This window comes from Aliamphritea spongicola (genome assembly GCF_017051665.1).
Classification (GTDB): Bacteria; Pseudomonadota; Gammaproteobacteria; order Pseudomonadales; family Balneatricaceae; genus Amphritea; species Amphritea spongicola.
In genome coordinates, this window is the sequence record NZ_JAFIDL010000001.1 from 1,382,910 (window position 1) to 1,406,729 (window position 23,820).

General features: G+C 52.8%; 21 protein-coding genes. 12 read left to right on the forward strand and 9 right to left on the reverse strand.

All coding sequences use genetic code 11. The features are described 5' to 3' along the window. Positions 1-72: 72 nt before the first annotated feature. Positions 73-678 (reverse strand): DUF924 family protein, encoded by a 606-nt coding sequence (locus JYB63_RS06405; RefSeq protein WP_205656942.1) that lies wholly within the window; start codon positions 676-678, stop codon positions 73-75. Between the two features lie 368 nt (positions 679-1,046). On the opposite strand from JYB63_RS06405, the gene JYB63_RS06410 reads away from it, so the two are divergent. The 9 genes from JYB63_RS06410 (at position 1,047) to JYB63_RS06450 (ending at position 12,780) form a co-directional block, all read left to right on the forward strand. Continuing rightward, complete coding sequence (locus JYB63_RS06410) at positions 1,047-2,174, forward strand: hypothetical protein (RefSeq protein ID WP_205656943.1); 1,128 nt, start codon at positions 1,047-1,049, stop codon at positions 2,172-2,174. Between the two features lie 11 nt (positions 2,175-2,185). After that, positions 2,186-2,812, forward strand: coding sequence for a glutathione S-transferase N-terminal domain-containing protein (locus JYB63_RS06415; protein ID WP_205656944.1), 627 nt, complete (start codon positions 2,186-2,188; stop codon positions 2,810-2,812). A gap of 46 nt (positions 2,813-2,858) precedes the next feature. Next, positions 2,859-3,488: a LysE family translocator gene (locus tag JYB63_RS06420; RefSeq protein ID WP_205656945.1), complete on the forward strand. Its 630-nt coding sequence runs from the start codon at positions 2,859-2,861 to the stop codon at positions 3,486-3,488. A gap of 148 nt (positions 3,489-3,636) precedes the next feature. Further along, positions 3,637-5,193 carry a trimethylamine methyltransferase family protein gene (locus JYB63_RS06425; protein WP_205656946.1) on the forward strand — a complete coding sequence of 519 codons (1,557 nt, stop codon included), beginning with the start codon at positions 3,637-3,639 and terminating at the stop codon, positions 5,191-5,193. Between the two features lie 53 nt (positions 5,194-5,246). After that, positions 5,247-7,664, forward strand: a complete 2,418-nt coding sequence (locus tag JYB63_RS06430) for a GcvT family protein (protein ID WP_205656947.1) — start codon at positions 5,247-5,249, stop codon at positions 7,662-7,664. Position 7,665: 1 nt separating this feature from the next. Further along, positions 7,666-8,910, forward strand: coding sequence for a sarcosine oxidase subunit beta family protein (locus tag JYB63_RS06435; protein WP_205656948.1), 1,245 nt, complete (start codon positions 7,666-7,668; stop codon positions 8,908-8,910). Positions 8,911-8,931: 21 nt separating this feature from the next. Further along, the gene (locus JYB63_RS06440) at positions 8,932-9,213 is read left to right on the forward strand and encodes a sarcosine oxidase subunit delta (protein WP_205656949.1); all 282 of its coding nucleotides are present in this window, start codon (positions 8,932-8,934) and stop codon (positions 9,211-9,213) included. Beyond that, positions 9,206-12,247: a sarcosine oxidase subunit alpha family protein gene (locus JYB63_RS06445; protein WP_205656950.1), complete on the forward strand. Its 3,042-nt coding sequence runs from the start codon at positions 9,206-9,208 to the stop codon at positions 12,245-12,247. The genes JYB63_RS06440 and JYB63_RS06445 overlap by 8 nt, the downstream gene beginning before the upstream one ends. After that, positions 12,244-12,780, forward strand: a complete 537-nt coding sequence (locus JYB63_RS06450) for an aminomethyltransferase family protein (RefSeq protein ID WP_205656951.1) — start codon at positions 12,244-12,246, stop codon at positions 12,778-12,780. Before JYB63_RS06445 ends, JYB63_RS06450 begins: the two co-directional genes overlap by 4 nt. A 711-nt stretch (positions 12,781-13,491) precedes the next feature. Here JYB63_RS06450 and JYB63_RS06455 read toward each other — a convergent pair. Continuing rightward, entirely contained in the window at positions 13,492-13,914 is a 423-nt protein-coding gene (locus JYB63_RS06455) for a YqaA family protein (RefSeq protein ID WP_205656952.1), read from the reverse strand. Then, a complete protein-coding gene (recQ, locus tag JYB63_RS06460) occupies positions 13,911-16,046 on the reverse strand; it encodes a DNA helicase RecQ (RefSeq protein ID WP_205656953.1) in 2,136 nt (711 codons plus the stop codon). Before recQ ends, JYB63_RS06455 begins: the two co-directional genes overlap by 4 nt. Positions 16,047-16,173: 127 nt before the next feature. Here recQ and JYB63_RS06465 point away from each other — a divergent pair, with 127 nt between their 5' ends. Together JYB63_RS06465 and JYB63_RS06470 are read left to right on the forward strand one after the other, a co-directional pair. Then, entirely contained in the window at positions 16,174-16,764 is a 591-nt protein-coding gene (locus JYB63_RS06465) for a YecA/YgfB family protein (RefSeq protein ID WP_205656954.1), read from the forward strand. A gap of 253 nt (positions 16,765-17,017) precedes the next feature. Then, positions 17,018-17,857 (forward strand): hypothetical protein, encoded by an 840-nt coding sequence (locus JYB63_RS06470; protein WP_205656955.1) that lies wholly within the window; start codon positions 17,018-17,020, stop codon positions 17,855-17,857. 224 nt (positions 17,858-18,081) lie between these two features. On the opposite strand, the gene JYB63_RS06475 is transcribed toward JYB63_RS06470, so the two are convergent. From JYB63_RS06475 to JYB63_RS06485, 3 genes are all read right to left on the reverse strand, one after another. Next, the gene (locus tag JYB63_RS06475; protein ID WP_205656956.1) at positions 18,082-18,771 is read right to left on the reverse strand and encodes a TIGR02117 family protein; all 690 of its coding nucleotides are present in this window, start codon (positions 18,769-18,771) and stop codon (positions 18,082-18,084) included. Positions 18,772-18,941: 170 nt separating this feature from the next. Then, a complete protein-coding gene (locus JYB63_RS06480; RefSeq protein ID WP_205656957.1) occupies positions 18,942-19,649 on the reverse strand; it encodes a hypothetical protein in 708 nt (235 codons plus the stop codon). Positions 19,650-19,881: 232 nt separating this feature from the next. Beyond that, positions 19,882-20,208: a helix-turn-helix domain-containing protein gene (locus JYB63_RS06485; RefSeq protein WP_205656958.1), complete on the reverse strand. Its 327-nt coding sequence runs from the start codon at positions 20,206-20,208 to the stop codon at positions 19,882-19,884. 285 nt (positions 20,209-20,493) lie between these two features. Here JYB63_RS06485 and JYB63_RS06490 point away from each other — a divergent pair, with 285 nt between their 5' ends. Beyond that, positions 20,494-20,958 (forward strand): DUF4124 domain-containing protein, encoded by a 465-nt coding sequence (locus JYB63_RS06490; RefSeq protein WP_205656959.1) that lies wholly within the window; start codon positions 20,494-20,496, stop codon positions 20,956-20,958. Positions 20,959-21,085: 127 nt separating this feature from the next. Here JYB63_RS06490 and JYB63_RS06495 read toward each other — a convergent pair whose 3' ends face one another. The 3 genes from JYB63_RS06495 to JYB63_RS06505 form a co-directional block, all read right to left on the reverse strand. Continuing rightward, positions 21,086-21,547 carry an outer membrane lipoprotein gene (locus JYB63_RS06495; protein ID WP_205656960.1) on the reverse strand — a complete coding sequence of 154 codons (462 nt, stop codon included), beginning with the start codon at positions 21,545-21,547 and terminating at the stop codon, positions 21,086-21,088. A gap of 121 nt (positions 21,548-21,668) precedes the next feature. Then, positions 21,669-23,453, reverse strand: a complete 1,785-nt coding sequence (locus JYB63_RS06500) for an ABC transporter ATP-binding protein (RefSeq protein ID WP_205656961.1) — start codon at positions 23,451-23,453, stop codon at positions 21,669-21,671. A 106-nt stretch (positions 23,454-23,559) separates the two neighbouring features. Beyond that, the gene (locus tag JYB63_RS06505) at positions 23,560-23,805 is read right to left on the reverse strand and encodes an HP1242/YdcH family protein (RefSeq protein ID WP_205656962.1); all 246 of its coding nucleotides are present in this window, start codon (positions 23,803-23,805) and stop codon (positions 23,560-23,562) included. Positions 23,806-23,820 lie beyond the last annotated feature (15 nt).

The following is a 23,820-nucleotide window of genomic DNA, read 5'->3' on the forward strand; positions in this document are numbered from 1 at the left end:
GCGCCCGGTAAAGACGCTCTACAAACCTAATATCTTTTCCCGGGTGATGCAACGCACAACCGCCCGAAATGATTACTGTCCGTAGGTTTTGTGGGGCTGGTTCAGATAAGCAAGCTCTTCCGGGGTGGACTCCCGGCCCAGCACTGCATTCCGGTAGGGAAAGCGGCCAAAGCGGGCAATCAGTTCCCGGTGTTCGTGGGCAAAGTCCAGTGCATTATCCAGCACCTGACGGTGTTCAATGCCCATTTCGCCGAACAGGCTCTCCAGACAACTGATATGCTGATCCTGTTCTTCCAGTGACTCCGCATGCTCCAGCGGCATATAAAAGAACAGTTTCTCGCTCAGCTCCAGTGCCCGGTCATGGCCCAGCTCAATCCCTTCTTTGCTCAGTGCAGCGGCTTTACTGTCTCCGGAAAATGCCTCGGCACTGCCGCGGTAGATGTTACGGCTGAACTGATCAAGCAAAATGATCAGTGCCAAACGCCCACGGGGCTGCCGGGCCCAGTCATCCAGCTCTCCGGCCAGCGCCTGCCGGACCCGCTGACCAAACGCATCACGGATCAGACCATCAACCTCTTCCCCGCCGTACCACCAGAGTTTCTTCCGGTCGGGAGTCGCCAGGCCATCGTACAAATCACCAAACCAGAAATGCAGAATCTCTTCAATTTTCTCAGTCATGCCGATAATCCGTCTTCAAAATCCACTACAGAGTATAAGATATACCCGCCAGCTTAATAATTAAATATTTCAGAGACTTGTGGTATCCCCCACCCAAACAGGCGCCTGTGAATACACAACTGATGCGTCAACTGCCCCAAAAAACAACTGTTCAGCCTGAATATGCACCCTGCTGGTAAGAGCAACTCAGCCGCGTGAACAATCAGGCTGAACAGTATTATCACAGCTTGCCGCACCAGCGGTCTGATAAGCGGGAGCATCACGTTCTGCAGAATTTCTTTAACCGTACATCATTTATACAATTTTTCTCTTTAAAGTCAGGAGCTTCTGCTTTAGTCTGAGACTATATTCAGCCGAGGGAATCCGAAATGCGTGCGTTACTTATCGTAGCCGTTATCGCCGTTCTGGCGATTGCCGGTGTGTATATCTACCAGACAATGCAACCTGCTGTTTCACCTCAATCCGCCAGCCAGGGATCAGACCGGACCACCGGCCAGCTACCCAAAGTCACGCACAGCAGCCAGGACGGTCAGATCACATCACAACCTGACAACAACCAGCCATCCGCGACCGCACCGGACACCGGCAGCAAAAACACAATGACCGGCACCATCAAGGTTCAGCCGGTGGATGAAGCACAGCTGACCGCCAGCGATAATATCCTCGAAGAAGTGATCGCCTCTCCGGTAGATGAATTAACCAAACAGGCCGCCAGACAGCACATTGAAGAAGTCACCCGGTCACCTCAGGACGCCATTGATATTCAGCAAGCTGACCATTTCGTAACCGTTGATCAATTACTGGAACTGCCTTTACAACAACTGATTACCCCGGCCACCACCCAGGCCCCTGTCGCAGAAGAAGACAGCGCTAAATCCTTCGCGGTGGATACCGGCCCGATCAAATCCCGGTCTCTGGATGACGACTCTGCCGGAAACGGTCAGGCAGCAACAAAACAACCTGAAACTACCGGCTTCTCATTTGAAAATATCAAACGAAAAATCGTGACGGTATTCAGCGATGAAGAAGACGGCGCAGAACCTTCTCCACAGGTAGTCTCGCGAACCAAGGCCGCTACCGAAGAAGCCATCGCCCAGATGGATAACCAGATTAAGCTACAGGCACTGCTGAACAACCCGGAAACCGCTGAAGATCAGGTATTCTTTATTCACGCGGTCACCGGCGGTGACAAGCAGGGTCTGTGGGGCATTATTCAGCACGGTGTGATAAAAACCTTTGCCAAGGGTATCCGTATTCAGGATAAAGTGATGACCGCCAACATTCCCCGGGAAGCCGATGAGCGTCTTGCTAACCGCAGCAGTTCATTCCTGGGCGCTATACTGGACCGCAAAGTAAAAGACACCTACGTCTACAACTATCAGAAAGGCATACTCGGCCAGAACCCAAACCTGATTACCCCGGGCCAGGAACTGATCATCGTCAGCTTTGAAGAAGCCGAATTAATCGCCATCTATAACCACTTTGTTAATCAGTAACCTGTATAACAATGATTGATCTCTATACCTGGGGCACCCCCAACGGCCGTAAAGTCTCCATTATGCTGGAAGCCTGCGGCCTGCCCTACCGGTTTCACCGTATCGATATCAGTGCCGGCGATCAGTTCAAACCTGAATTTCTGGCCATCAGCCCGAACAACCGTATTCCCGCCATTACCGACACAGACGGTCCGGATGGCAAACCGGTATCCGTCTTTGAAAGCGGTGCCATACTGCTCTATCTGGCAGAGAAAACCGGCCGTTATTTACCGGCAGATCCCCGCGAGAAAATCATCTGTATGGAATGGCTAATGTGGCAAATGGGCGGCTTCGGCCCAATGCTGGGACAGGCCCACCACTTCAACCGTTTCGCCAAAGAAGATGTCCCCTACGGTAAACAGCGCTATACCGCCGAAGCTAAACGGCTCTGGGGCGTGCTGGATAAACATCTGGCGGACAAAACCTATATCTGTGGTGCAAACCAGAGCATTGCGGATTTTGCCATCTACCCATGGGCCTGCCGTTACGAATGGCAAACCGTTGAGCTGAATGACTTCCCTGCCGTACACCGCTGGATGCAACGGCTGGCTACGGAAGACTACATCACCAAAGGTATGCAGATACCCGATAACCGCTAAACCAGCCATCTCATAAGAAGAGACAGAAAAGAGAGAACATACGGATATGCTCAGTACTGAATTCTTAATCACATCGTTAGTGGTGGTCCTGCTGCCAGGTACCGGCGTTATCTTCACCGTTGCCACCGGCCTCAGCCTCGGCCGCCGGGCCAGCCTGTTTGCGGCGGCGGGCTGCACTCTGGGAATCATCCCCCATCTACTGGCCAGTATCTTTGGGCTGGCCGCCTTGCTGCACACCAGCAGCCTGGCCTTCCAGCTGTTCAAATACGCCGGCGTAATCTATCTGCTCTATCTTGCCTGGGGCATGTGGAAGGAAACCGGCAGTATTCGCTTTGATGGCTCAGGCTCAGGCTCAGGCACCGCCCCCGCGCAAGACTGGCGGATTGCCATGCAGGCCATGCTGATTAACGTACTGAACCCTAAATTATCGATTTTCTTTCTGGCATTTTTGCCACAGTTTTTACCCACTGCCACAGCCACACCGCTGGCAGACATGCTGATTCTCAGCCTGACCTTTATGCTGATGACCCTGCTGGTCTTTATTGGTTACGGTCTGTTTGCCCATCACGTTAAACACTACATCCAGCACAGCCCGACAATCCTTACCTGGCTGCAGCGCAGTTTTGCCGGCATTTTTGTTGCCCTGAGTGCCCGGCTGGCCAGCAGTGAGCAATAAACTGTTACCTGCGCATTCTGCCGGTTAAAAACAGCTCGCCATTAAGCATGACTTAAACTCATGCTTAATGATTTTAAATCGTTTTTGCCTTTTTCCCGCCTGTTTTATTTTGCCGTGAAGCCAATTCATAAAAACAAACAGGCCAGCTATGCAAACACAATCCGGGCAACGTACATCCCGCCGCCGTGGTAACTCCCGCAGCGCCGGACGGGCCGCTCAGGCCATGCATCAACTGCCGTGGCAACAGCTGCGAAATCCGCTAACTCCCATAAAAGTCATCAGCGACGACCAGTTGGAAAGTATCCACCATGCCTCGCTGGATATCCTCGAACAGGTAGGCATCAAAGTCCTGCTGCCGGAAGCACGGGAAATCATGGGCCAGGCCGGCGCAAAAACCTCCCCGGATTCAGAACAGGTCTATTTTGACCGGGAGATGATCGAATCCCTGATCGCACTGGCTCCGTCAGAATTTACCCTGCACGCCCGTAACCCGGCCCACAACCTGCGCTTTGGCAGTAATTATGTGAACTTCGGTACCGTGGCCAGCGCCCCTAATGCCAGTTGCATGGACAAGGGCCGCCGGGCCGGTAACCGGCAGGATTATCAGGACTTTCTGCGCCTGGCTCAGCACTTCAATATCATCCACTTTCTCTCCGGTTACCCGGTGGAGCCGGTGGATGTACACCCCGGTATCCGCCATCTGGACTGTCTCGCCGATGCCGCCCGCCTGACCGACAAAGTCATGAACTGCTATTCACTGGGGGTCGAACGGAATCAGGACGCCATCGAAATCGCCCGGATCGCCCGGGGCATCAGCCATGAACAGCTGGATGCCGAACCCAGCCTGTTTACCATCATCAATACCAATTCCCCGCTGGCGCTGGATATCCCCATGCTGCAGGGCATCATGGAGATGGCCAAACGCAATCAGGTAGTAGTCATTACACCATTTACCCTGGCCGGTGCCATGGCCCCGGTAACCCTTGCCGGCGCACTGGCACAACAGAACGCCGAAGCGCTGGCCGGGCTGTGTTTCGCCCAGATGATCCGCCCTGGAGCGCCGGTGGTCTACGGTGGCTTTACCTCTAATGTCGATATGAAATCCGGCTCGCCGGCCTTCGGCACCCCGGAATACATGCAGGCAGCCCAGATCGGCGGCCAGCTGGCCCGCCGCTACAACCTGCCCTACCGCAGTTCCAATGTGAATGCCGCCAATACGGTGGATGCCCAGGCGGGCATTGAATCCACCATGGCTATGTGGGGGGCGCTTGGCGGCGGCGTTAATTTACTCATGCACGGCGCCGGCTGGATGGAGGGTGGCCTGTGCGCCTCCTTTGAAAAGTTCGTGCTGGATGTGGACCTGCTGCAAATGATGGCCAACTACCTGAAGCCCCCGGAAGTCAGCGACGCCAGTTTAGCGGTCAGCACCATTGCGGAAGTCGGCCCCGGCGGGCACTTCTTCGGCTGCGCCCACACAATGGAGCGCTACGAAAATGCCTTTTACGCTCCGCTGATTTCCGACTGGAGCAACTATGAAACCTGGGACGGCAAGGGCCGCCCCACCGCTTTCGAAAAAGCCAATCAGGTCTATAAAAAAGCGCTGGCTGAATATCAGCAGCCTTTGCTTGATCCGGCTATCGACGAACAACTTGAAGCTTTCATCAGCCAGCGTAAAGCCGCCGGCGGTGTCGCCACCGACTTTTAACCCTGCACCACCGGCCAGCGCCGGACGCTAACAGAATAAGGATAAACAGCACTATGAAATCTCATGTACAGGTTGCCGTCATCGGCGGTGGCGTTGTGGGTTGCAGCGTACTTTATCACCTGACCAAGCTGGGCTGGAAAGATGTCTGCCTGATCGAACGATCTGAACTCACCGCCGGTTCCACCTGGCACGCGGCCGGGGGCATGCACACCCTCAACAGCGATCCGAACGTCGCCAAGCTGCAGAATTACACCATTAATCTGTACAAGGAACTGGAAGAAATTTCCGGCCAATCCTGCGGCATCCACATGAGCGGCGGCATCATGGTGGCTGATACCCCGGAGCGTCTGGAGTTCCTGAAAACCGCCCACGCCAAGGGTAAATATCTGGGGCTGGAAAGCGAATTCATCGATATGGATGAAGTGAAGAAGCTGCATCCCCTGCTGGACACCAGTCATTTCTGCGGCGCACTGTACGACCCGCTGGAAGGTCACGTTGACCCTTCCGGTGTTACCCACGCCTACGCCAAGGCAGCACGTATCGGCGGCGCTAAAATCTACCGCCAGTGCCCGGTGGTGGATCTTAAACAAACCCCGGAGGGTCACTGGGAAGTCATTACAGAAAAAGGCACCATCCATGCTGAGCACGTGGTGAACTGCGGCGGCCTGTGGGCCCGGGAAGTGGGCCGTATGGTGGGGCTGGAACTGCCAATTCTGGCCATGGAGCATCAGTACCTGATCACCGACACCATGCCCGAAGTGCAGGCGCTGGATAAGGAACTGCCCCACTGCATCGACTTTGCCGGCGAAATGTATATGCGTCAGGAAGGTCAGGGGTTGGTCATGGGCACCTACGAACAGGCCTGTGTGGCCTGGTCGGAACGGCAAACCCCGTGGCATTTTGGCCACGAACTGCTCAACCCGGATCTGGAACGTATTTCCCCCAGCCTTGAAGTGGCCTTTGCCCACGTACCGGCGCTGGCGGAAGCAGGCATTAAACAAACCATCAACGGCCCGTTCACCTTCGCCCCGGACGGTAACCCACTGGTGGGCCCGGTCCGCGGCCTGAAAAATTTCTGGGTGGCCTGTGGCGTCATGGCCGGTTTCAGTCAGGGCGGAGGTGTCGGTCTGGCACTGTCTAACTGGATGGTTCACGGTGATCCGGGCAGCGACATCTTCGCCATGGACGTAGCCCGCTACGGCGACTGGGCCACCATGGCCTACACCAACACCAAGGTAAAAGAGAACTACCAGCGCCGTTTCCGGATCAGCTATCCGAACGAAGAATTACCGGCTGCCCGCCCGCACCGCACCACTGCCATTTATGATCTGCTGAAAGAAAAGAACGCCGTGTTCGGTACCAGCTACGGGCTGGAACACGCCCTGTGGTTTGCGGCCGAAGGGCAAACACCGGAAGAAATCCCAAGCTTCCGCCGCTCCAATGCCTTTGAGCAAGTAGCGGCGGAATGTCAGGCCGTGCGCAATCAGGTGGGTCTGCTGGAAATATCCAACTTCGCCAAATACCGCATCAGCGGTTCCGGTGCAGCCGCCTGGCTGGATAACTTGCTGGCCAACACCCTGCCAGCCACCGGCAAAATGGTACTGGCCCCAATGCTCAACCGGGCCGGTAAACTGCTGGGAGACTTCACCGTTGCCCGCCTGAAAGATAACGAGTTCTACATTTTCGGGTCCGGCACCGCCGAAGAATTTCACATGCGCTGGTTTGAGCAACGGCTGGAAGGGGTGACAGACGTTCAGCTGGAATGCCTGCGCAGCCGCCTGACTGGCCTGTCCATCGCCGGGCCTCATGCCAAAGCCCTGCTCACCAAACTGACTCACCATGATCTGGATGACTTCAGTTTCATGAGTTTTGCTTCAATAGATGTTGGCCATGCCCCGGCGCTGGTTGGCCGGATCAGCTTTACCGGCGAACAGGGTTATGAAATCTGGGTAGAGCCGGACTATTTACGGGCCGTGTATATGAGCCTCACAGAAGCCGGCGCAGAATTTGGCCTGCGCCTCTTCGGCGCCCGGGCACTGGACAGCCTGCGCCATGAAAAAGGCTTCGGCGGCTGGACCCGGGAATTCACCCCCGACTACCAGCCTTATCAGGCCGGCATGGGCCGCTTCGTGAAACCGGCGAAAGGAGAATTTATCGGTCAGGCTGCCGCGGCAGAAAATGCCGGCCAGCAGGCTGATAAAGTGCTGATTCAACTGGCCATTGATGATCTGGGGGGCGATGCCGATGCCGTGGCCGACGAACCGGTATTCTTCAATGATCAGGTGGTTGGCTGGGTGACCTCCGGTGCCTACGGCCACTGTGTACAGATGAGCCTCGCACAGGCCTATGTGGACAGCAGCGTTGCCACGGAAGACAACTTCACCGTTGAAATCCTTGGCAACATGCACCCGGCCAGCCGTCTGGCAGAGCCGCCGTATGATCCGAGCGGCAGCAAAATGCGGGGCGCTTAACATGCAGCGTTACTCGCTCTTTAACCTGATCCGCCAGTCCCTGGGGTACCACCGGGGCTGGCAAAGTAACTGGCGTACCCCCAAGCCAAAAGATCACTACGATATCATCATCGTCGGCGGTGGTGGCCACGGGCTGGCCACCGCTTACTATCTGGCGAAAAAGCACGGCATTAACCGGGTGGCGGTCATCGAAAAAGGCTGGCTCGGCGGCGGCAACACCGGCCGTAACACCACCATTGTGCGCTCGAACTATCTTTATGATGAATCCTCCGCCCTGTTCGAACACGCCATGCAGCTCTGGGAAGGCCTCTCACAGGAACTGAATTACAACGTCATGTTTTCCCAGCGGGGGCTGATGCATCTGGCCCACAACGAACATGACCTCCATGAAATCACCCGCCGCTGCCATGCCATCCGCATGAACGGCATCGACTCAGAACTGCTCACCCCGCAGCAGATTAAACAGCGGGTACCGATGATCAACCTCAACGCCCGTTTTCCGGTACTGGGCGCCCTGTATCAGGGCCGCGCCGGTACCGCCCGGCATGATGCCGTCGCCTGGGGTTATGCCCGGGGAGCAGATGCGCTGGGGGTTGATATTATCCAGAACTGCGAAGTACTGGGCTTTGAGATCCAGAACAACGAAGTAAAAGGCGTACATACCTCTCAGGGTCTGATCCGTGCAGACAAAGTCGGCTGCGTGGCCGCCGGTAACTCCAGTGTGCTGGCCGCACAGGCCGGCCTGAAACTGCCACTGGAATCCGCCACCCTGCAGGCCTTTGTGTCAGAACCGCTCAAACCCATGCTCGATTCAGTGGTTACTTCCAACACAGTACACTGCTATGTCAGCCAGTCGGATAAAGGCGAACTGGTCATCGGCGGCTCTTCTGACCCGTACAACAGCTATTCCCAACGGGGCGGCTTCGATCAGATCGAACACGTGGTTGGCCCTATGGCCGAGCTGTACCCGATTATCAGCCGCCTGAAGATGATGCGTCAGTGGGGCGGCACCGTCGATCTGGCCCCGGACCGCTCCCCTATTCTCGGGGAATCCTCCGTGGGCAATCTGTACTTCAACTGTGGCTGGGGCACCGGCGGCTTTAAAGCTACGCCCGGCTCCGGAGACCTGTTCGCCGATTCGCTGGCCAACGGCCGGATGCACCCGATCCTTAAACCGTTCGGGCTGGAACGTTTTGCCAGCGGCGAACTTATCGACGAAGGCGCGGCCGCCGGCGTTGCCCACTAACTGACTTTACGGGACACAAGCATGCTTTTAATCGAATGCCCCTGGTGCGGCCAGTGTGAACAAAGCGAATTTCAGTACGGCGGTGAAGCCCATCTGAACAGGGCAACAGCCAACAGCAATGACGCGGAACTCTCCGCCTTTCTGTTCCTGCGCAGCAATGTCCGGGGTGATACCGCCGAACGCTGGTTCCACGCCGCCGGATGCCGGCGCTGGTTTAACGCCCGGCGTAATACCGTCGACGACCGTTTTATCTGTACCTATAAACCCGGCCACAGCGCCCCACAGGAAACCACCGATGCCTGAATCCGCCAACCGCACCGGTCACGCGCTGCCACCCGGTGCCAAAACACTCCGTTTTCGCTTTAATGGCAAAACCTATACCGGCCTGCAGGGGGACACCCTTGCTTCTGCCCTGCTGGCCAACGGCATTCACTTTGTGGGCCGCAGTTTTAAATATCACCGCCCCCGGGGGATTTTCAGCGCCGGCAGTGAAGAGCCTAATGCCATCGTGGAAACCGGCACCGGTGGCTATGCCGAGCCTAACGTCCGGGCCACCGAAGTAGAGCTGTATGACGGCCTCGTAGCCCGTAGCCAGAACTGCTGGCCATCTCTGGATTTTGACGTGCTCGGCATTAACAGCCTGATCAGCCGCTTTATTCCGGCCGGCTTCTATTACAAAACCTTTATGTGGCCCCGCAGCTTCTGGCTGAAATACGAGCACTTTATCCGCCAGAGTGCCGGCATGGGAGAATGCCCCAAAGAGCCAGATGCCGAACACTATGAAAAACACCACCGCCACTGCGATGTACTCATCGCCGGTGCCGGCCCCGCCGGGCTGGCAGCCGCCCTCACCGCCGGACGCAGCGGTGCCCGGGTCATCCTGGTGGACGAACATCCTTACACTGGCGGCCAGCTGAACGACCGCCGCAACAGCCCGGCCACCGAAAGCTGGTTGCAACAGATCACCACTGAACTGGCAATGCTGCCGAACGTCCGCCTGATGCTGCGCACCACCCTCTGCGGATATTACGATCACAACTTCTGCATCCTGCTGGAAAAAGTCAGCGACCACCTGCCCCCGTCTGAACGTCAGGACTGCCGCCAGCGGCTTTGGAAGGTCCGCGCCAAACAGGTCATCATTGCCAGCGGCGCATTTGAACGGCCACTGGTGTTTGCCGATAACGACCGCCCAGGCGTCATGCTCGCCAGCGCAGTACGCAGCTACATTAACCGCTACGGCGTATTACCGGCACAGCAACTCTGTGTGTTCACCAACAACGACTGCGCCTACCAGACGGCATTGGATGCCCAGCTAGCCGGAGTTCAGGTTCAGATCATCGACCTGCGCCCACAGCCAGACACCCTGCCCGCAGACAGCCTGCCCGGCCTGGCTCAGGCTGCCGGCATACACATTCACTGGAACTGCGCCATTACTGCTGTGCACGGCAAAACGCAGGTAAAAGCGGTCACGGTTCAGCAACTCAGTGATGACGGCAGTAAAGTTCAGGGAACCGCATTAACACTGGACTGCCAGTGCATTGCAGCTTCCGGCGGCTGGACACCAAACGTCAGCCTGTTCAGCCAGGCACGGGGCAAGCTGCAGTTTGACGAAGCACAGCAACACTTCGTGCCCGACAGCGGTGTCGCCATTAATCCCAACATCAGCGCCGGGGCCTGTAATGGTCGCTTCGACCTGCCAGGCTGCATCAGCGAAGGGGAAGATGCTGCCCGACAGGCACTGGATGCTCTGCAAATCAGCAACCGCAAACAACCGGTAGCAGCACCTCCCGCAGATCCGGAAGACCAGCCCGCGCAGTTTGCTCCCCGCACCCTGTGGGCCGTCCCCTGTGACCACCCCATTGGCGAAGGGCCAAAGAAACATTTCCATGAGTTGCAGAACGACTCTACTGCGGCGGATATTGCTCTGGCCGCCCGGGAAGGCTTTCATTCGGTGGAGCATCTCAAGCGTTACACCACCACTGGCATGGGCACCGATCAGGGCAAAACCTCCAACGTGAATGCCCTGGCACTGATGGCTGAATACCGTCGCCTGCCCATCGCCGCCGTTGGCACCACCCGGTTCCGCCAGCCCTATACCCCGGTCACTTTTGGAGCAATTGCCGGTAAAGACTTGCAAAACCTGTTTGCCCCCAAACGCCACACCACCATTCAGCCCTGGCATGACCAGCACGGTGCCGTCATGGAAGATGCCGGCGGCTGGCGTCGCCCCCGTTACTATCAGCAACATGCCGGTGAAAGCATGCATGATGCCGTGCAGCGGGAATGTGCACAGGTGCGCAAAACCGCCGGTATGGTGGACGCCTCCACCCTGGGCAAAATTGATATTCAGGGTAAAGATACCGCCGAATTTCTCGAACGGATCTACACCAACCGCTGGCACAATCTGGCGGTTGGCCAGTGTCGCTATGGCCTGATGCTCAATGAACAGGGCATGGTGATCGACGATGGCGTGACCAGCCGGATCGGCGAACATCACTTCCATATGACAACCACCACCGGTGGTGCTGCCCGGGTCTATCAGATACTGGAAGATTACCGCCAGACAGAATGGCCGGAACTGGACGTGTATCTCACCTCGGTAACCGAACAGTGGAGCGTAATCAGCCTGAGCGGCCCCAGCGCAGAAGCCATTTTGCAGCCTCTGACAAACCAGCCGGTGAACCCATCGGCCTTCCCTGAAATGAGCTGGCAGGCGATGGACATTGCCGGTGTTCCGGCGCGGGTCTTCCGGATCAGCTTCAGTGGTGAAGCTGGTTATGAAATTAACGTCCCGGCCCGCTATGGCCAGTACATCTGGGAGCAGATCTGGCAACAGGGGCAGGCCTTCGATTGCGTGGCCTATGGCACCGAAAGCATCCACCTGTTACGGGCGGAGATGGGCTTTATTATCGTCGGGCAGGACAGCGACGGCACCCACACCCCGCTGGACTTAGGCATGCAGTGGATCGTCGCCAGCGACAAAGCCGACTTTGTAGGCAAACGGGGTCTGCAACGCAGCGTGTTCAGCCAGAGCAACCGTAAACAGCTGGTCGGCCTGATCCCAACAGACAGCAGCAAAACGCTGCCGGAAGGTGCTCAGGTAGTGTTACCCGGAGCCGTTCAGGGTAAGGATAAAGGCATCGGTCATATCACCTCCGCCTACTTCAGCCCGACGCTAGAATCCGGTTTTGCCATGGCCATGGTAGCCGGTGGCAGGCAGCGTAAAGGGGAAACACTGGAAGTGATGTTACTTAACGGCGAGCGCATTGCGGTGACCGTGACCGGCACCCGCTTTCTGGAAACACTGCAACAGACTGAACAACAGGAGGCCTCATGAACGCTGCCGATCATACCCTGCCCCAGGCCTGCTTCCCCCTGCAGGATAAAACGCCGTTACATTGTCAGTCGGTCAGCCTGCAACCACTGTCCCATTGCGGCAAACTGATTCTGCGGGGTGATTTCTCTGCACTTGCAGATCAGCCGGCCTCCCGGTGTTTTGTCAGCGGCCCGGATAACAGCCGGATTTACTGGCTTGGCCCGGATGAATTGCTGGTCACTGCAGCAGAAGAAAAACTGCCTGCTCTGCAACAGCAGTTCGCGGATTATATTCAGACCGAAGTCAGCGATTACTATCAGCAGCTCTGGCTGGCCGACGCCTCTGATCAGGACTCACCGGCATTGAGGCATATACTCAGCCAACTGTTCCATCTGGATTTTGACCAGTTTATGCCGGGGGATTGCCAGCAAACCCAGTGCGGGCAGGCTGGCGTACTGATTGCCCGGCAGGAGGATGGCTATCTGATCCAGTACCGGATCAGTTATAGGGAGTATCTGTGGGAGTATTTTGAGCAGTTAATGAGACGGGGTTAATTTGTTTAGCCCGTCCGGACACAGTGTATTTCTCTGTTGCTGTGCTGGTATTTAACTTCAGATGATCTGTTTCGACTTCGTCGAGTCAAGGCCTTGAAACGACGCAAGGCCTTAACAATCCAACGTCGCCCCACCACTCGCCGGGCTTTGCCCGGTACCCTGCGCGTCTCGTTATTGAATGGTACCGCAAAAACTCAGCCGCTACGCGCCTTCAAACAGTTTGCGTTACTTATCATTCAATAACTCCGATGCTCGGCTTCACAGAAGGGGAAACTTTAAGCCGTGCCAGTGAATAGCATTGACTTAACCCTATAGAAATAAAATCGGTTTTCCGCTGCTTTAGGCGTTATCTATGCACTTAAAGAAAACTAAGAAAAGACCTCAGGATTAGGTCTTAATGAAAGCTGATGAACTCGAAGCTGGCAACCTTTCCCCCTTATGCGCTGCTGAGCATCGGAGTTTTCAAATGGAATAATGCGAGGACTGTCTGAGCGAAGCGAGTTCCGCAGCATCCATTTTAAAATGAGAAGCGCAAGGTATCCGGCAGAGCCGGACAAGCATTGGGCGGCGTTTAGATTCTTAAGAATAAGCCCGTAATAAAGAGTCGCCGTTCCAAAGGTCTTAAGTCGACGAAGTCGAAAAAGATCATCAAAATTCAAAATACTGCACATAAATCAGAGATACACCCAAAGCAAAAACCAGGGGAAAACCCTACGACACTACCCAAAACACCACCCAGTAACGGGCCAGCTTACCCAGAAAGATAAGCACAACAGATAACAGCACTGGCAGTTTCAGCCAGCCGGCCAGCAGGCACAGCGGATCACCAATCACCGGCACCCATGACAGTAACAGGCTCCAGGCACCATAGCGTTGCACATACTTCATGGCACGCTGGTGTTTTTTGCTCTCTGCTTTAAACGGGTTAACGATCCACCAGCCTAGTGCGAAGGTCACGCTGCCCCCCAGGCCATTGCCTAAGGTTGCTACCAGCAACAGCAACCACACCGGGTAGGTGGCGGTATTCACCAGATAGCCCAGCACCACTTCCGAGCCGCCGGGTAACAAGGTTGAGGATATAAAACTGCTGGCAAACAGCCCCCACAGGTCAAGGCTGTCAGTAAAAGAGGTCATGCGGTTGCTGCCTGCATGGAGGCACGCACGCAGCGCAGCACGTGGTATTCATAGGCACCGCCCAGTGCATCAAACACCGGTTTCAGGGCCACGCCGCTGGAGGCTTCATGCTCCAGAATGGTCTGCTGAATATTGGTCAGCTCCGCGCTGGTAATCTCCACCACGGATTGCAGGTCCAGCAAGCCTTTGGAAATGCCCTGCGCCAGATGATGATAAATCACCTTGGCGGATAAATGCTGCTGCCGGGCTACCTGCTCGACGGTCATCCCCGCCTGATACAGCGCCACGGATTCCTGCGCCTGCAAATCACCGTCGGCATGTGCCTGCTGGCTGCTGGCGTGGTCATGGATCACCGCCAGAAAATCATCGCCATACAGGGCCAGCTTTTTATCGCCGATACCGCTGAGACGGCCCATTTGCTGATGGGTCTGAGGGCGGTACATCACCATTTCCATCAGGGTGGCGTCATGGAAAATCACATACGGCGGCACATCCTGTTCTTTGGATAACTGCATGCGCAGTTCACGCAGTGCTGTCCACAGGCTGTGATCGTCCGCATCCAGTTGTTGCTGCGGATCTTTACGCTTGCTCAGGCTTTCGTGCTTACGCTTATCCTGACGTAACTGAATCTGTTCTTCGCCGCGCAGCAAGCCACGGCAGGCTTCGGTTAAGTGCAAAACCCCGTGGCTGTCTGCCAGTACGCCGAGATACCCCCGCGCCACCAGCTGACGGAACACCGAACGCCACTGCTGTACGTTCAGCTCTTTACCGATACCGAAAGTAGATAACGTCTGATGGTTACTGCTCTGAATCCGGTCGTTAAATTTGCCCAGCAGCACATCAATCACATAGCCCACGCCGTAACGCTGGCCGGTACGGTACACGGTCGACAGCGCCTTACGGGCCGCTTCGGTACCGTCCCAGACCGGTACCGGCTCAAGGCAGGTATCGCAGTTACCGCATTCGGCTTTGGCGTCGTCATCAAAATACTGCAACAGGGCTTGCCGCCGGCAGGTGGTGATTTCACACAGCCCCAGCATGGACTCCAGCTTCTGCCGCTCAATGCTTTTATGCATCTCGCTGCCCTGAGAGCTTTCCAGCATCTGCCGCAGGAAAATTACATCCTGCAGGCCGTATACCATCCAGGCATCGGCGGCTAAACCGTCCCGGCCGGCGCGGCCGGTCTCCTGATAATACGCTTCAATGCTTTTAGGCAAATCAAGATGGGCCACGAAGCGCACGTTAGGCTTATCAATTCCCATGCCGAAGGCAACGGTGGCCACCATGATGATGTTTTCTTCGGTAAGAAAACGGTGCTGCCGCTGGCTGCGCACATCCGAAGTTAAGCCTGCATGGTACGCCAGTGCGTTAAAGCCCTGCTCCCGCAGCCATTCGGCGGTATCGTCCACCTTCTTACGGGACAGACAATACACAATGCCGGAACTTTTACTGTGCTCAGCTTTAATGAACTTCAGCAACTGATTCTTGGCTTGTTGCTTCTGGCCAATGCGGTAACGGATGTTCGGCCGGTCGAAGCCCTGTACAAAGGTTCTGGCGTTCACCAGCCCCAACCGTTCAACAATCTCCTGCCGGGTGCGGGTATCTGCCGTGGCCGTTAACGCAATCCGTGGCACCCTCGGAAACATTTCCTGCAGGCGGCCCAGCTGCAAATACTCCGGCCGGAAATCATGCCCCCACTGGGACACACAGTGCGCTTCATCAATGGCAAACAAGGCTAACTGGCATTCCTGCAACAATTGCAGAGTGCGGGGCTGTAATAACCGCTCGGGGGCAATATAAAGAAGATCAAGATTACCGATACGTAAATTATGTTCGGTTTCCTGAATCAGGGAGAAATCCAGCGATGAATTCAGGCAGCCGGCCCGCAGCCCGAGCTGCGACAAAGCCTGCACCTGATCCTGCATCAGTGCGATCAGCGGTGACACTACAATCGCCACCCCCGGCCGGATCAGCCCCGGCAACTGATAACACAGGGATTTACCGCCGCCGGTGGGCATAACAACCAGCACATCCTGACCATTCAGAACGGTCTCAATCACTTCATCCTGAGGCGGGCGAAACTGATCGTATCCGAAAACGTGCTTTAAAATATGCTGGGCTTGCTCAATCATGGCGGGGATTATCCTTAATCCAGATCAGGGTGTCACCCGATATTCCAACTAAGTGCGAGAAAGACTACGCATTTGCCTTCAATCACTGGTAAAATCGCGGCTTCATGAAACTTAGCGGATATTCACTATGCAAAACCCTCTTCTGACGGCCCCTCTGACTGACAATGAACTCGATGAATTAGAGGCATTTCTGTTCAGTGATGCGGTGTCTGAAGATGCCCTGGATCTGATCGGCACCCACGGTTACTTCTGCGCCCTGAATATCAGCCCCGCTGAGATCTCTGAAAAGCAGCGTTTGCAGGAAGTGTTTGACGGCAAGCCTGAATACACCTCTGAAGAACAGAAGCAGCGTATTACTCACCTGCTGAACCGTCTGTACAGCAACATCGGCAGCGACCTGTATAACGATCAGGACATGCAACTGCCATGCGACCTGACCCTGCACGACACTGAAGACGACGTAGCCGAGCTGACCCTGTGGGCACAGGCATTCATGGAAGGCGTATTCCTGAAGGAAGACGAATGGTTCAACCACCAGGCGGAAGAAGAAGTGGCCGAACTGATGCTGCCAATCATGATCGCCTCTGACCTGTTCGAAGAACCTGAATTCAACAGCATGCGCGACGACCAGCGCCTGTGCGACGAAATGTGCCGCAGCATCCCGGACCTGCTGGTAGACCTGTACCTGCTGTTCCACGCTCCAAAAGACAAGCGTTAAGCTGCACATTCGAAACATAAAAAAGCCTGCTCAATAGCAGGCTTTTTTGTATCTTTAACTCTGCAATGTTAATTAAGAACAATCAGTATTTAGTCTGCTTTCTCATTATTCTCAGTATCACTTAATTATATTCAAAGCACTTCATATAACTCAAAAAATCAGTATAGAATATGCCTGTATTTGTATTTTAAGAATACTCACCTACTACTTTATAAGTACGGAAAATAGTAATTTAAAATAGGGAAATTTAACCATGCCTCAATACACTTGCATCATTAATTTAACTAAGAAGTTGAAGTTTAAACCGACTGACGCTGGAGCCTATAATAAACAGGCAGAATGGTCTGAAACATCATTCGGTGCAGGAATGATACTGTCACTACTCACATCGAAGACTGAAAATGTAATTTCTAACTTGAATGTTACGAAGTTATTAAATACACATGATAGCTTAACTGAGCTTATCGGTACCTGGCACGGTGATCAGATAATTGTAACTGGGGATGCTGCTGAGGCAGAACATCCATACGAAACGACGACCAGCGATAAAGAACGTTTGTACTTCTCATCTGATTTCGAAGATATTGGTGAATTTATTAATGAATGGATGACCCGAACGCCTTATATTCGAGGTATTCTTCTGGAAAAAAACATTCTTAGTTTTATAGATATTGACTATGATGAGGACACTCTCCGTGAAGAATATCAGGAAATAATGGATTATCAGGTCTACATGCCGGCTATTCCTTATCTGTATTCGAAAACCAGAAATGAATATGTTGATATAAACAGCTTTTGTACAATATGTAGCCTCACTGACAAATCGATTTCCGGTCATGCTATAGCATTCAGCTGGGCACTGCTTTGTATGAATTCAAATATTGGCATCAGAGGTGACATTTTCACAGATAGTGAAATCAAAGACTGTTGGGCTGGCAGTGTTGTATATCCGTCATTCATTGTTCCTGATACTGCTGTAGACCTTACCAATGAAGTTATTGCTGTATATAAAGAAGAAGCTATACAGCCATATGAACTCGAAGTATCTTATCCAGAAGAAGAGCAGCGCGGACTATTTATTAAGAAATCCTAGAATCTGATACTGCCAATAAAAAGCCTGCTTTAAGCAGGCTTTTTTATTTTGAAGATTACAGCGTTTAACGAACCACCCTCGCGGCCCCCCTGACCCAATCCCATACCCGTATTCTGGACAGTCTAAATTCAGAACCTCGTACCGGGACAGACCATGAATTCTATGACGCTTCAAAGCCAAATATTACTAGTATTCTTAAATCCCGGTCAGACGCAACTCCGTACTCACTGGCACATTAAGCGCTCAGCATCTGATTTGCTCAAGTGCAATGCTTTGTTAGTTTTTTCGTTTTCATCAATGAAGCTTATTATGCTGGAGGCAGTGAGTTTAAACATCGGGTTGATATCGAAACCGGCACTCTGCAGCCCTTTAGCCGTCCATTTATTACATGTATTAAACAAATAATATGTTCCTTCACCAGTATAAAACTGGCTATCGCCATAGATGCCATTTTTCGTTGGAGTAACGTTACCTTGCGGGTTTCTTTTAAAACTATTCGACAAAAACACACCCAGATCATTAATTTTTCCAGAACTTAAACGCAGTTCACGTATTTCACTATTAGGAAAGGAGATATAAGGCGATTCGGGTACTGATACCACATGCACGACTGATTCCGTCGGCCAGAAAATAGCTCTGAGCGTAATAGACGTTGTAATTTCATTCGCTTCATAAAATCCTTTATCTCCCCACCCAAACTCCAGATACCGGCCACTTGGAAAGCGTGCTTCCAACTCCGGAATTGCATTGATGAGAGGCTCTCGGGGGTAAACTATTCCTGTATGCCAGCCATGGCTAACGACAAATATTTTTTCAGTTTTAAGGATCCCAACATCATCTGGATTTTGCACCACCTCGGGAAGGGATGAACATCCCGAAATCAGCACTAGCAGTAACACGACATAGATTTTCAAGTTAATTTATATCCTTTAAGATCCAACGCGCCACAGCTACAGCGCACTTATACCTCTGACTGCCTTAAATTGTGAAGGGCTGATTACAACTTCAGAGCCAGATCTTGTCTTTTTCCTAATCCGAAGTAATTTATAAATAACAAAAGACAAGACTTAACCCCATTATGTTTTTACGCTGCGGGTTGCGAAATGAACATAACAAACTGATCACCTATTGACGTAGTTCGCTTCGCCATCATGCCTCCCATCGACATAGTGCCTCCAAGCCCATCTGTAGTAACCAAACCGTTTCGATACAGCTCCTGCCACACTAGGTGATAGAGATCCTTGTGCGGCTTTAACTCCGGGTATGCGCTTTCTATAACAGCAGTGAGCCCACCCATCGACCAGTTAGGAAACTCATGGTTGTTTTCCGCCGCCCATTGCTCGGGGCCTTGAAATAGCCTGAGTAGGGACAGATGCCAAGAGGTACAGGTGTCTACTAAGTTTAAGAATAATTGCTGAAGCGTGTCTTCGGGTGCACCTACCAGTGCGGAGTTGACTACCGCATTTCTAAGTGCAACTAGTTTTTCTTCTTCATGATTCTTAAGAGCTACATTACTAGCATGAACGAGGGTGGTAAAAAATTTCTCGTTATTTTGTAGATCGACTTCGGTTAATACACCTTTCTGAATTAACTCATTCAATGCTTCGGTGACTTGAACCATCCAAGCGGTTTTGCGACGTGCCATAGGGGGTTCGATGAGGGTATTGAAAGCTTCGACCAATGTTCCGCCCAAAGCGGGAACTGCTGCTATAGAGGCTCGAGCTATCCGATGGGCTTTTTCTGAGCTAGGTTCTACAGTGGGGGCGATTAGTTCCTTATCGATTTCATCCATGCTCATGACCTTTTTACATTTAACATTTTGATAATCAACTCTGCGAGTAAATCTATACAGCAAATCCCCTAAATTCTTAATATGTAACCGGTTAATGGAAAAGGCAAGGTTAATATTTTTGCGGAGTTAGGTCTTGTGTTTAGCCTAATCCGGTGTAAATCAAAAATAGCGAAATGAAAGACCTGGCCCCATTATTAGCTTTTGGTTATGCAGGTTGCGGCTGGGCCAAGCATCAAGATACGAAACAGCTTAAGCCCGCACTTCCAGTGCCTTTCTCAACCACCAGATTAAGTAACTTTAATGACGGCCCGTTCGGCTGCTTTGCCCCCTGCTCCCACTTCTGAACAGTGGATTTACTGATATTAACATAAGCAGCAAACACTCTCTGGATGACCTGCACACGGGTACGTATTTCTCTGATCTGAACAGCCGAATATTCTTTAACTGCCGGTAAGCACAAGGCATCAAACTCCCGCAAGATAATCGCATTCATCACACCGGCATTATGCAAGTCCTCAGCACTTTCATGCACAGCATCTAAAATCGACCTATCCACCATGCTCTATCTCAACTCACGCACCATACTTCACTGCTGTGTATTCAGACAACTTAACCCTTTCGCAAAAAATCATCAGGAATCACTATCATATTTAAAATAATCCGAACAAATATATAAACATGTAGAGATATTACGGGCTTTAGAAGTAAGATAAATGAAGCACAATAACTACGTATCAAACTGACCATAGTATTTCTTCAGTTTTTTACTCACGACAGGATCTGTTGCACAACTGCCCCAGTCTTAATTGTGCAATCGACATCAAAAGGAAAGGAATCAAAAAGCATGATGCTTAAACAGATTATCACCATTACCGCACTATGTACGTTTTCACTGTTTGTACAGGCAGGAAAAATCTATAAGTGCCAAGATCAGAGCGGCAAAAAATCCTTCCAGAGCACCCCTTGCCGAGGTGAAAAAGTAACCCTTAAATCAGATAAAATAATTGTCCGGGACGAAACAGGAGCAACGTCTTCAAGTGTTACCCGCGAAAGTCTTCAGGGTAGATGGCTGATTACACACCTTGGCAAAACCAGTTCTGCAGAGCTGGATGTAGGGGAAGATATCTGGGAATTCAGTCAAAACCAATGGACAGTAATCTCTAATGGTCACCGGTTAAGACCAGAAAAATTTACTGTCGCTGATAATATGATTAAATTCTCGACATATTCAGTAACCATTCTGGAATTCGACGGCACAAGAATGAAGGTCGATGCTTTTGGCACCATCCAGCGACTGAAAAAACAGTAGATCCTGTTCTAGAATATAACCCAGCTGCAATTACCTTTTCTTGAATATTGACTCCATACAGGACGGGTCACAGGCAATAAAAAAGCCTGCTTAAAGCAGGCTTTTTTGGTTTTGAATATGACTGCGTTTAGCGAACTACCCTTGCAGTACCGCCCTGCCCCAGTACCCGGACCCGGTCACCGGCCTGGAAGATGCCGTTACCGCTGACTTCCTGAACCACGGAGATAATCCGGCGGCTTTCCAGCTCAACGGTAATTTCCTGGCCCTGTTTACGGGTCAGTTTTTCTTCGGCCTGCTGACCTACCACACCACCGGCAACCGCACCCAGCACGGTAGCGATGGTCCGGCCTGAACCACCACCGATTTTACTGCCGCCAATACCACCGATTACAGCACCTGCACCGGCGCCCAGCGGGCTGTTGGTACGCCCTTCAATCACTACCGGTGTCACAGAAAGCACCTGGCCATACTGGACCTGCTGAACTTTCCGCGCTTCGCTACGCGAGTAAGTATCCCCGGTCAGTGAAGATGCACAGCCCTGCAGCATGACTGACGCTGCCAACACTGTTGCCACTAATATCTTTTTCATAACTTACCTCGCATCCCAATGCCCTGATCGGGGTTGCCTCCAAATAACTGATCCTGCCAATGTAGCAAAATCTTGCTTAACCTGTTTTTAACTGTTTTAACGTGCTGTATGCCAGTCAGGCTCAGTGCTGATGCTGCCCGTAAAGTTTAGCGTACAGACCATCCTGCTGTAACAGGTCCTGATGTTCACCCTGCTCACTGATCTGCCCGTCTTCAAACACATAGACCCTGTCAGCCTGTTTCACCGCACTTAACCGGTGCGCCACGATAATTGTCGTTCTGCCGGCCAGAAAGGTTTCCAGGGCCGAAAGCACTTCAAATTCAGTTTGCGCATCCAGCGCCGATGTTGCTTCATCCAGAATGACCACTTTCGGATCAGAAAGTACCATCCGGGCAATCGCTAAGCGCTGTCGTTGTCCGCCGGATAATCTCACACCCTGACGCCCCACCAGCGCATCGAGTTCACCGTCAAGCCCTTCAACAAACGTCTTCAGCTGAGCGATGTCCAGCGCCTGCCAGAGCTTATCATCATCGAACCGGCGGCCCAGTGTCAGGTTGCCTCTGACGGTGTCATTAAACAACATAGGCTGCTGTAACACTGTGACAACATTTTCACGAATAAGATCAAAACCGATCTCTTCTACCTGCACGCCATCGTAACGGATAGAACCACTGCGTATCGGATACAGACCCAGCAGAATCTGTACCAGCGTCGACTTACCGCCCCCACTGGCCCCCACTAAGGCAATTTTCTGTCCAGGCTCTATGGTTAAGCTCAGCCCTTTAAGGACTTCCTGTTCCGGCAGATAGCCGAAATGAATGTTATCAACCGCGATACCGATAGACTCCCGTTTACTGAACGGGTTTTCCAGATGCGGGTAATCCGGCTCTTCTTCCAGGTTCTGCAGCTCGTTGATGCGGGATAAAGCGGCATTGGCGCTGTAGTAGGCATACTGAATGCCTAACAATTCCTGCACCGGCCCCATCATGAACCAGAGATAGCCAAACACCGCCATCATTTCACCGATACTCAGGTCTGAGAACACCACCATCAGCATTGATAATGCCCGGAATAAATCAAACCCCACCAGAAAGACCATGAAGCTGAAGCGGCCCGCCGCTTCGCTCCGCCAGCCAAATGCAACGGACCGGTCCCGCACTTCTTCAGCCTGACCCTGCAGGCGCTTGAGATAATGCTTTTCCCGGTTAGCCGCACGGATCTGGTAAATGCCTTCCAGCACTTCAATCAGGGAACTCTGAAATGCACCATAGGCAGCATTTTCATCTTTCTTGAGCTCTTTCACCCGTTTTCCCAACACCATGGTGAAATACACCACGATGGGATTCAGAAGCAGGATGAACAGTGCCAGTTGCCAGTGCATCCACAGCAGCACCACGGCGGTACCGGCAATGGTCAGCCCTGCCAGCAGCAGCTTACTCAGCGACGTACCGACAAACTGATCAATGGTATCCAGATCCACCACAAAGTGATTGCTGACCTTACCGCTGCCCAGGGTTTCATATTTCGCCATGGAAATGCGTTTAAGCTTTTGCAGCAGACCCTGACGGATGCGGAAGACTACTTCTTTGGATATGTGGGTAAATTGCCGGCCCTGCCAGACGTTCAGCACCAGCGCGATACACCGCAGGATGATAGTCAGCACCAGTATTGCAGTGATGTAGAGTACAGCCCCCTGCCAGGATTCCGGAAACAGCTGCTGACAGATTTCCACCAGGGTTGCGGGCTGCCCCAGTAATACTTCATCGACCAGTAATGGCATCAGCAGTGGCAAAGGCACACTGGCAATGGTCGCCACCAGCGCAATCAGATTAGCCTTGATCAGTTCTGGCTTATATTCACGGGCGATGGAAAAAATATAGCGCCAGTTGTAACCGCTTGAATGCATTAACAAATCCTACAAATATAAATAACCTTTCCTCACACTATAAATATAAAAAAACCCGCAATAAAGCGGGTTTTATGACGAAATCAGTATTCGGCGTACTCAGGTGTTAAACCGATTCCGCCGTCAGCATCGCAAACAGCTGATCTTTCAGGTGCAGACGCTTCGCTTTACGGGCATTTTCGGTTTCGGTACAGACCGGCTCAGTGAGGGTTTCCATACGCTCAACTTCTTTGGTGACAATATGGTACTCGTCAAACAGCCGGGAAAAATGCGTATTACTCATTTTTAAATCGTGGATACGCTGGCGATATTCCGGAAGTTCGTGGATCAGATCGTGGTGCTCAATGCTCATTTTTCGTTCCCTTTG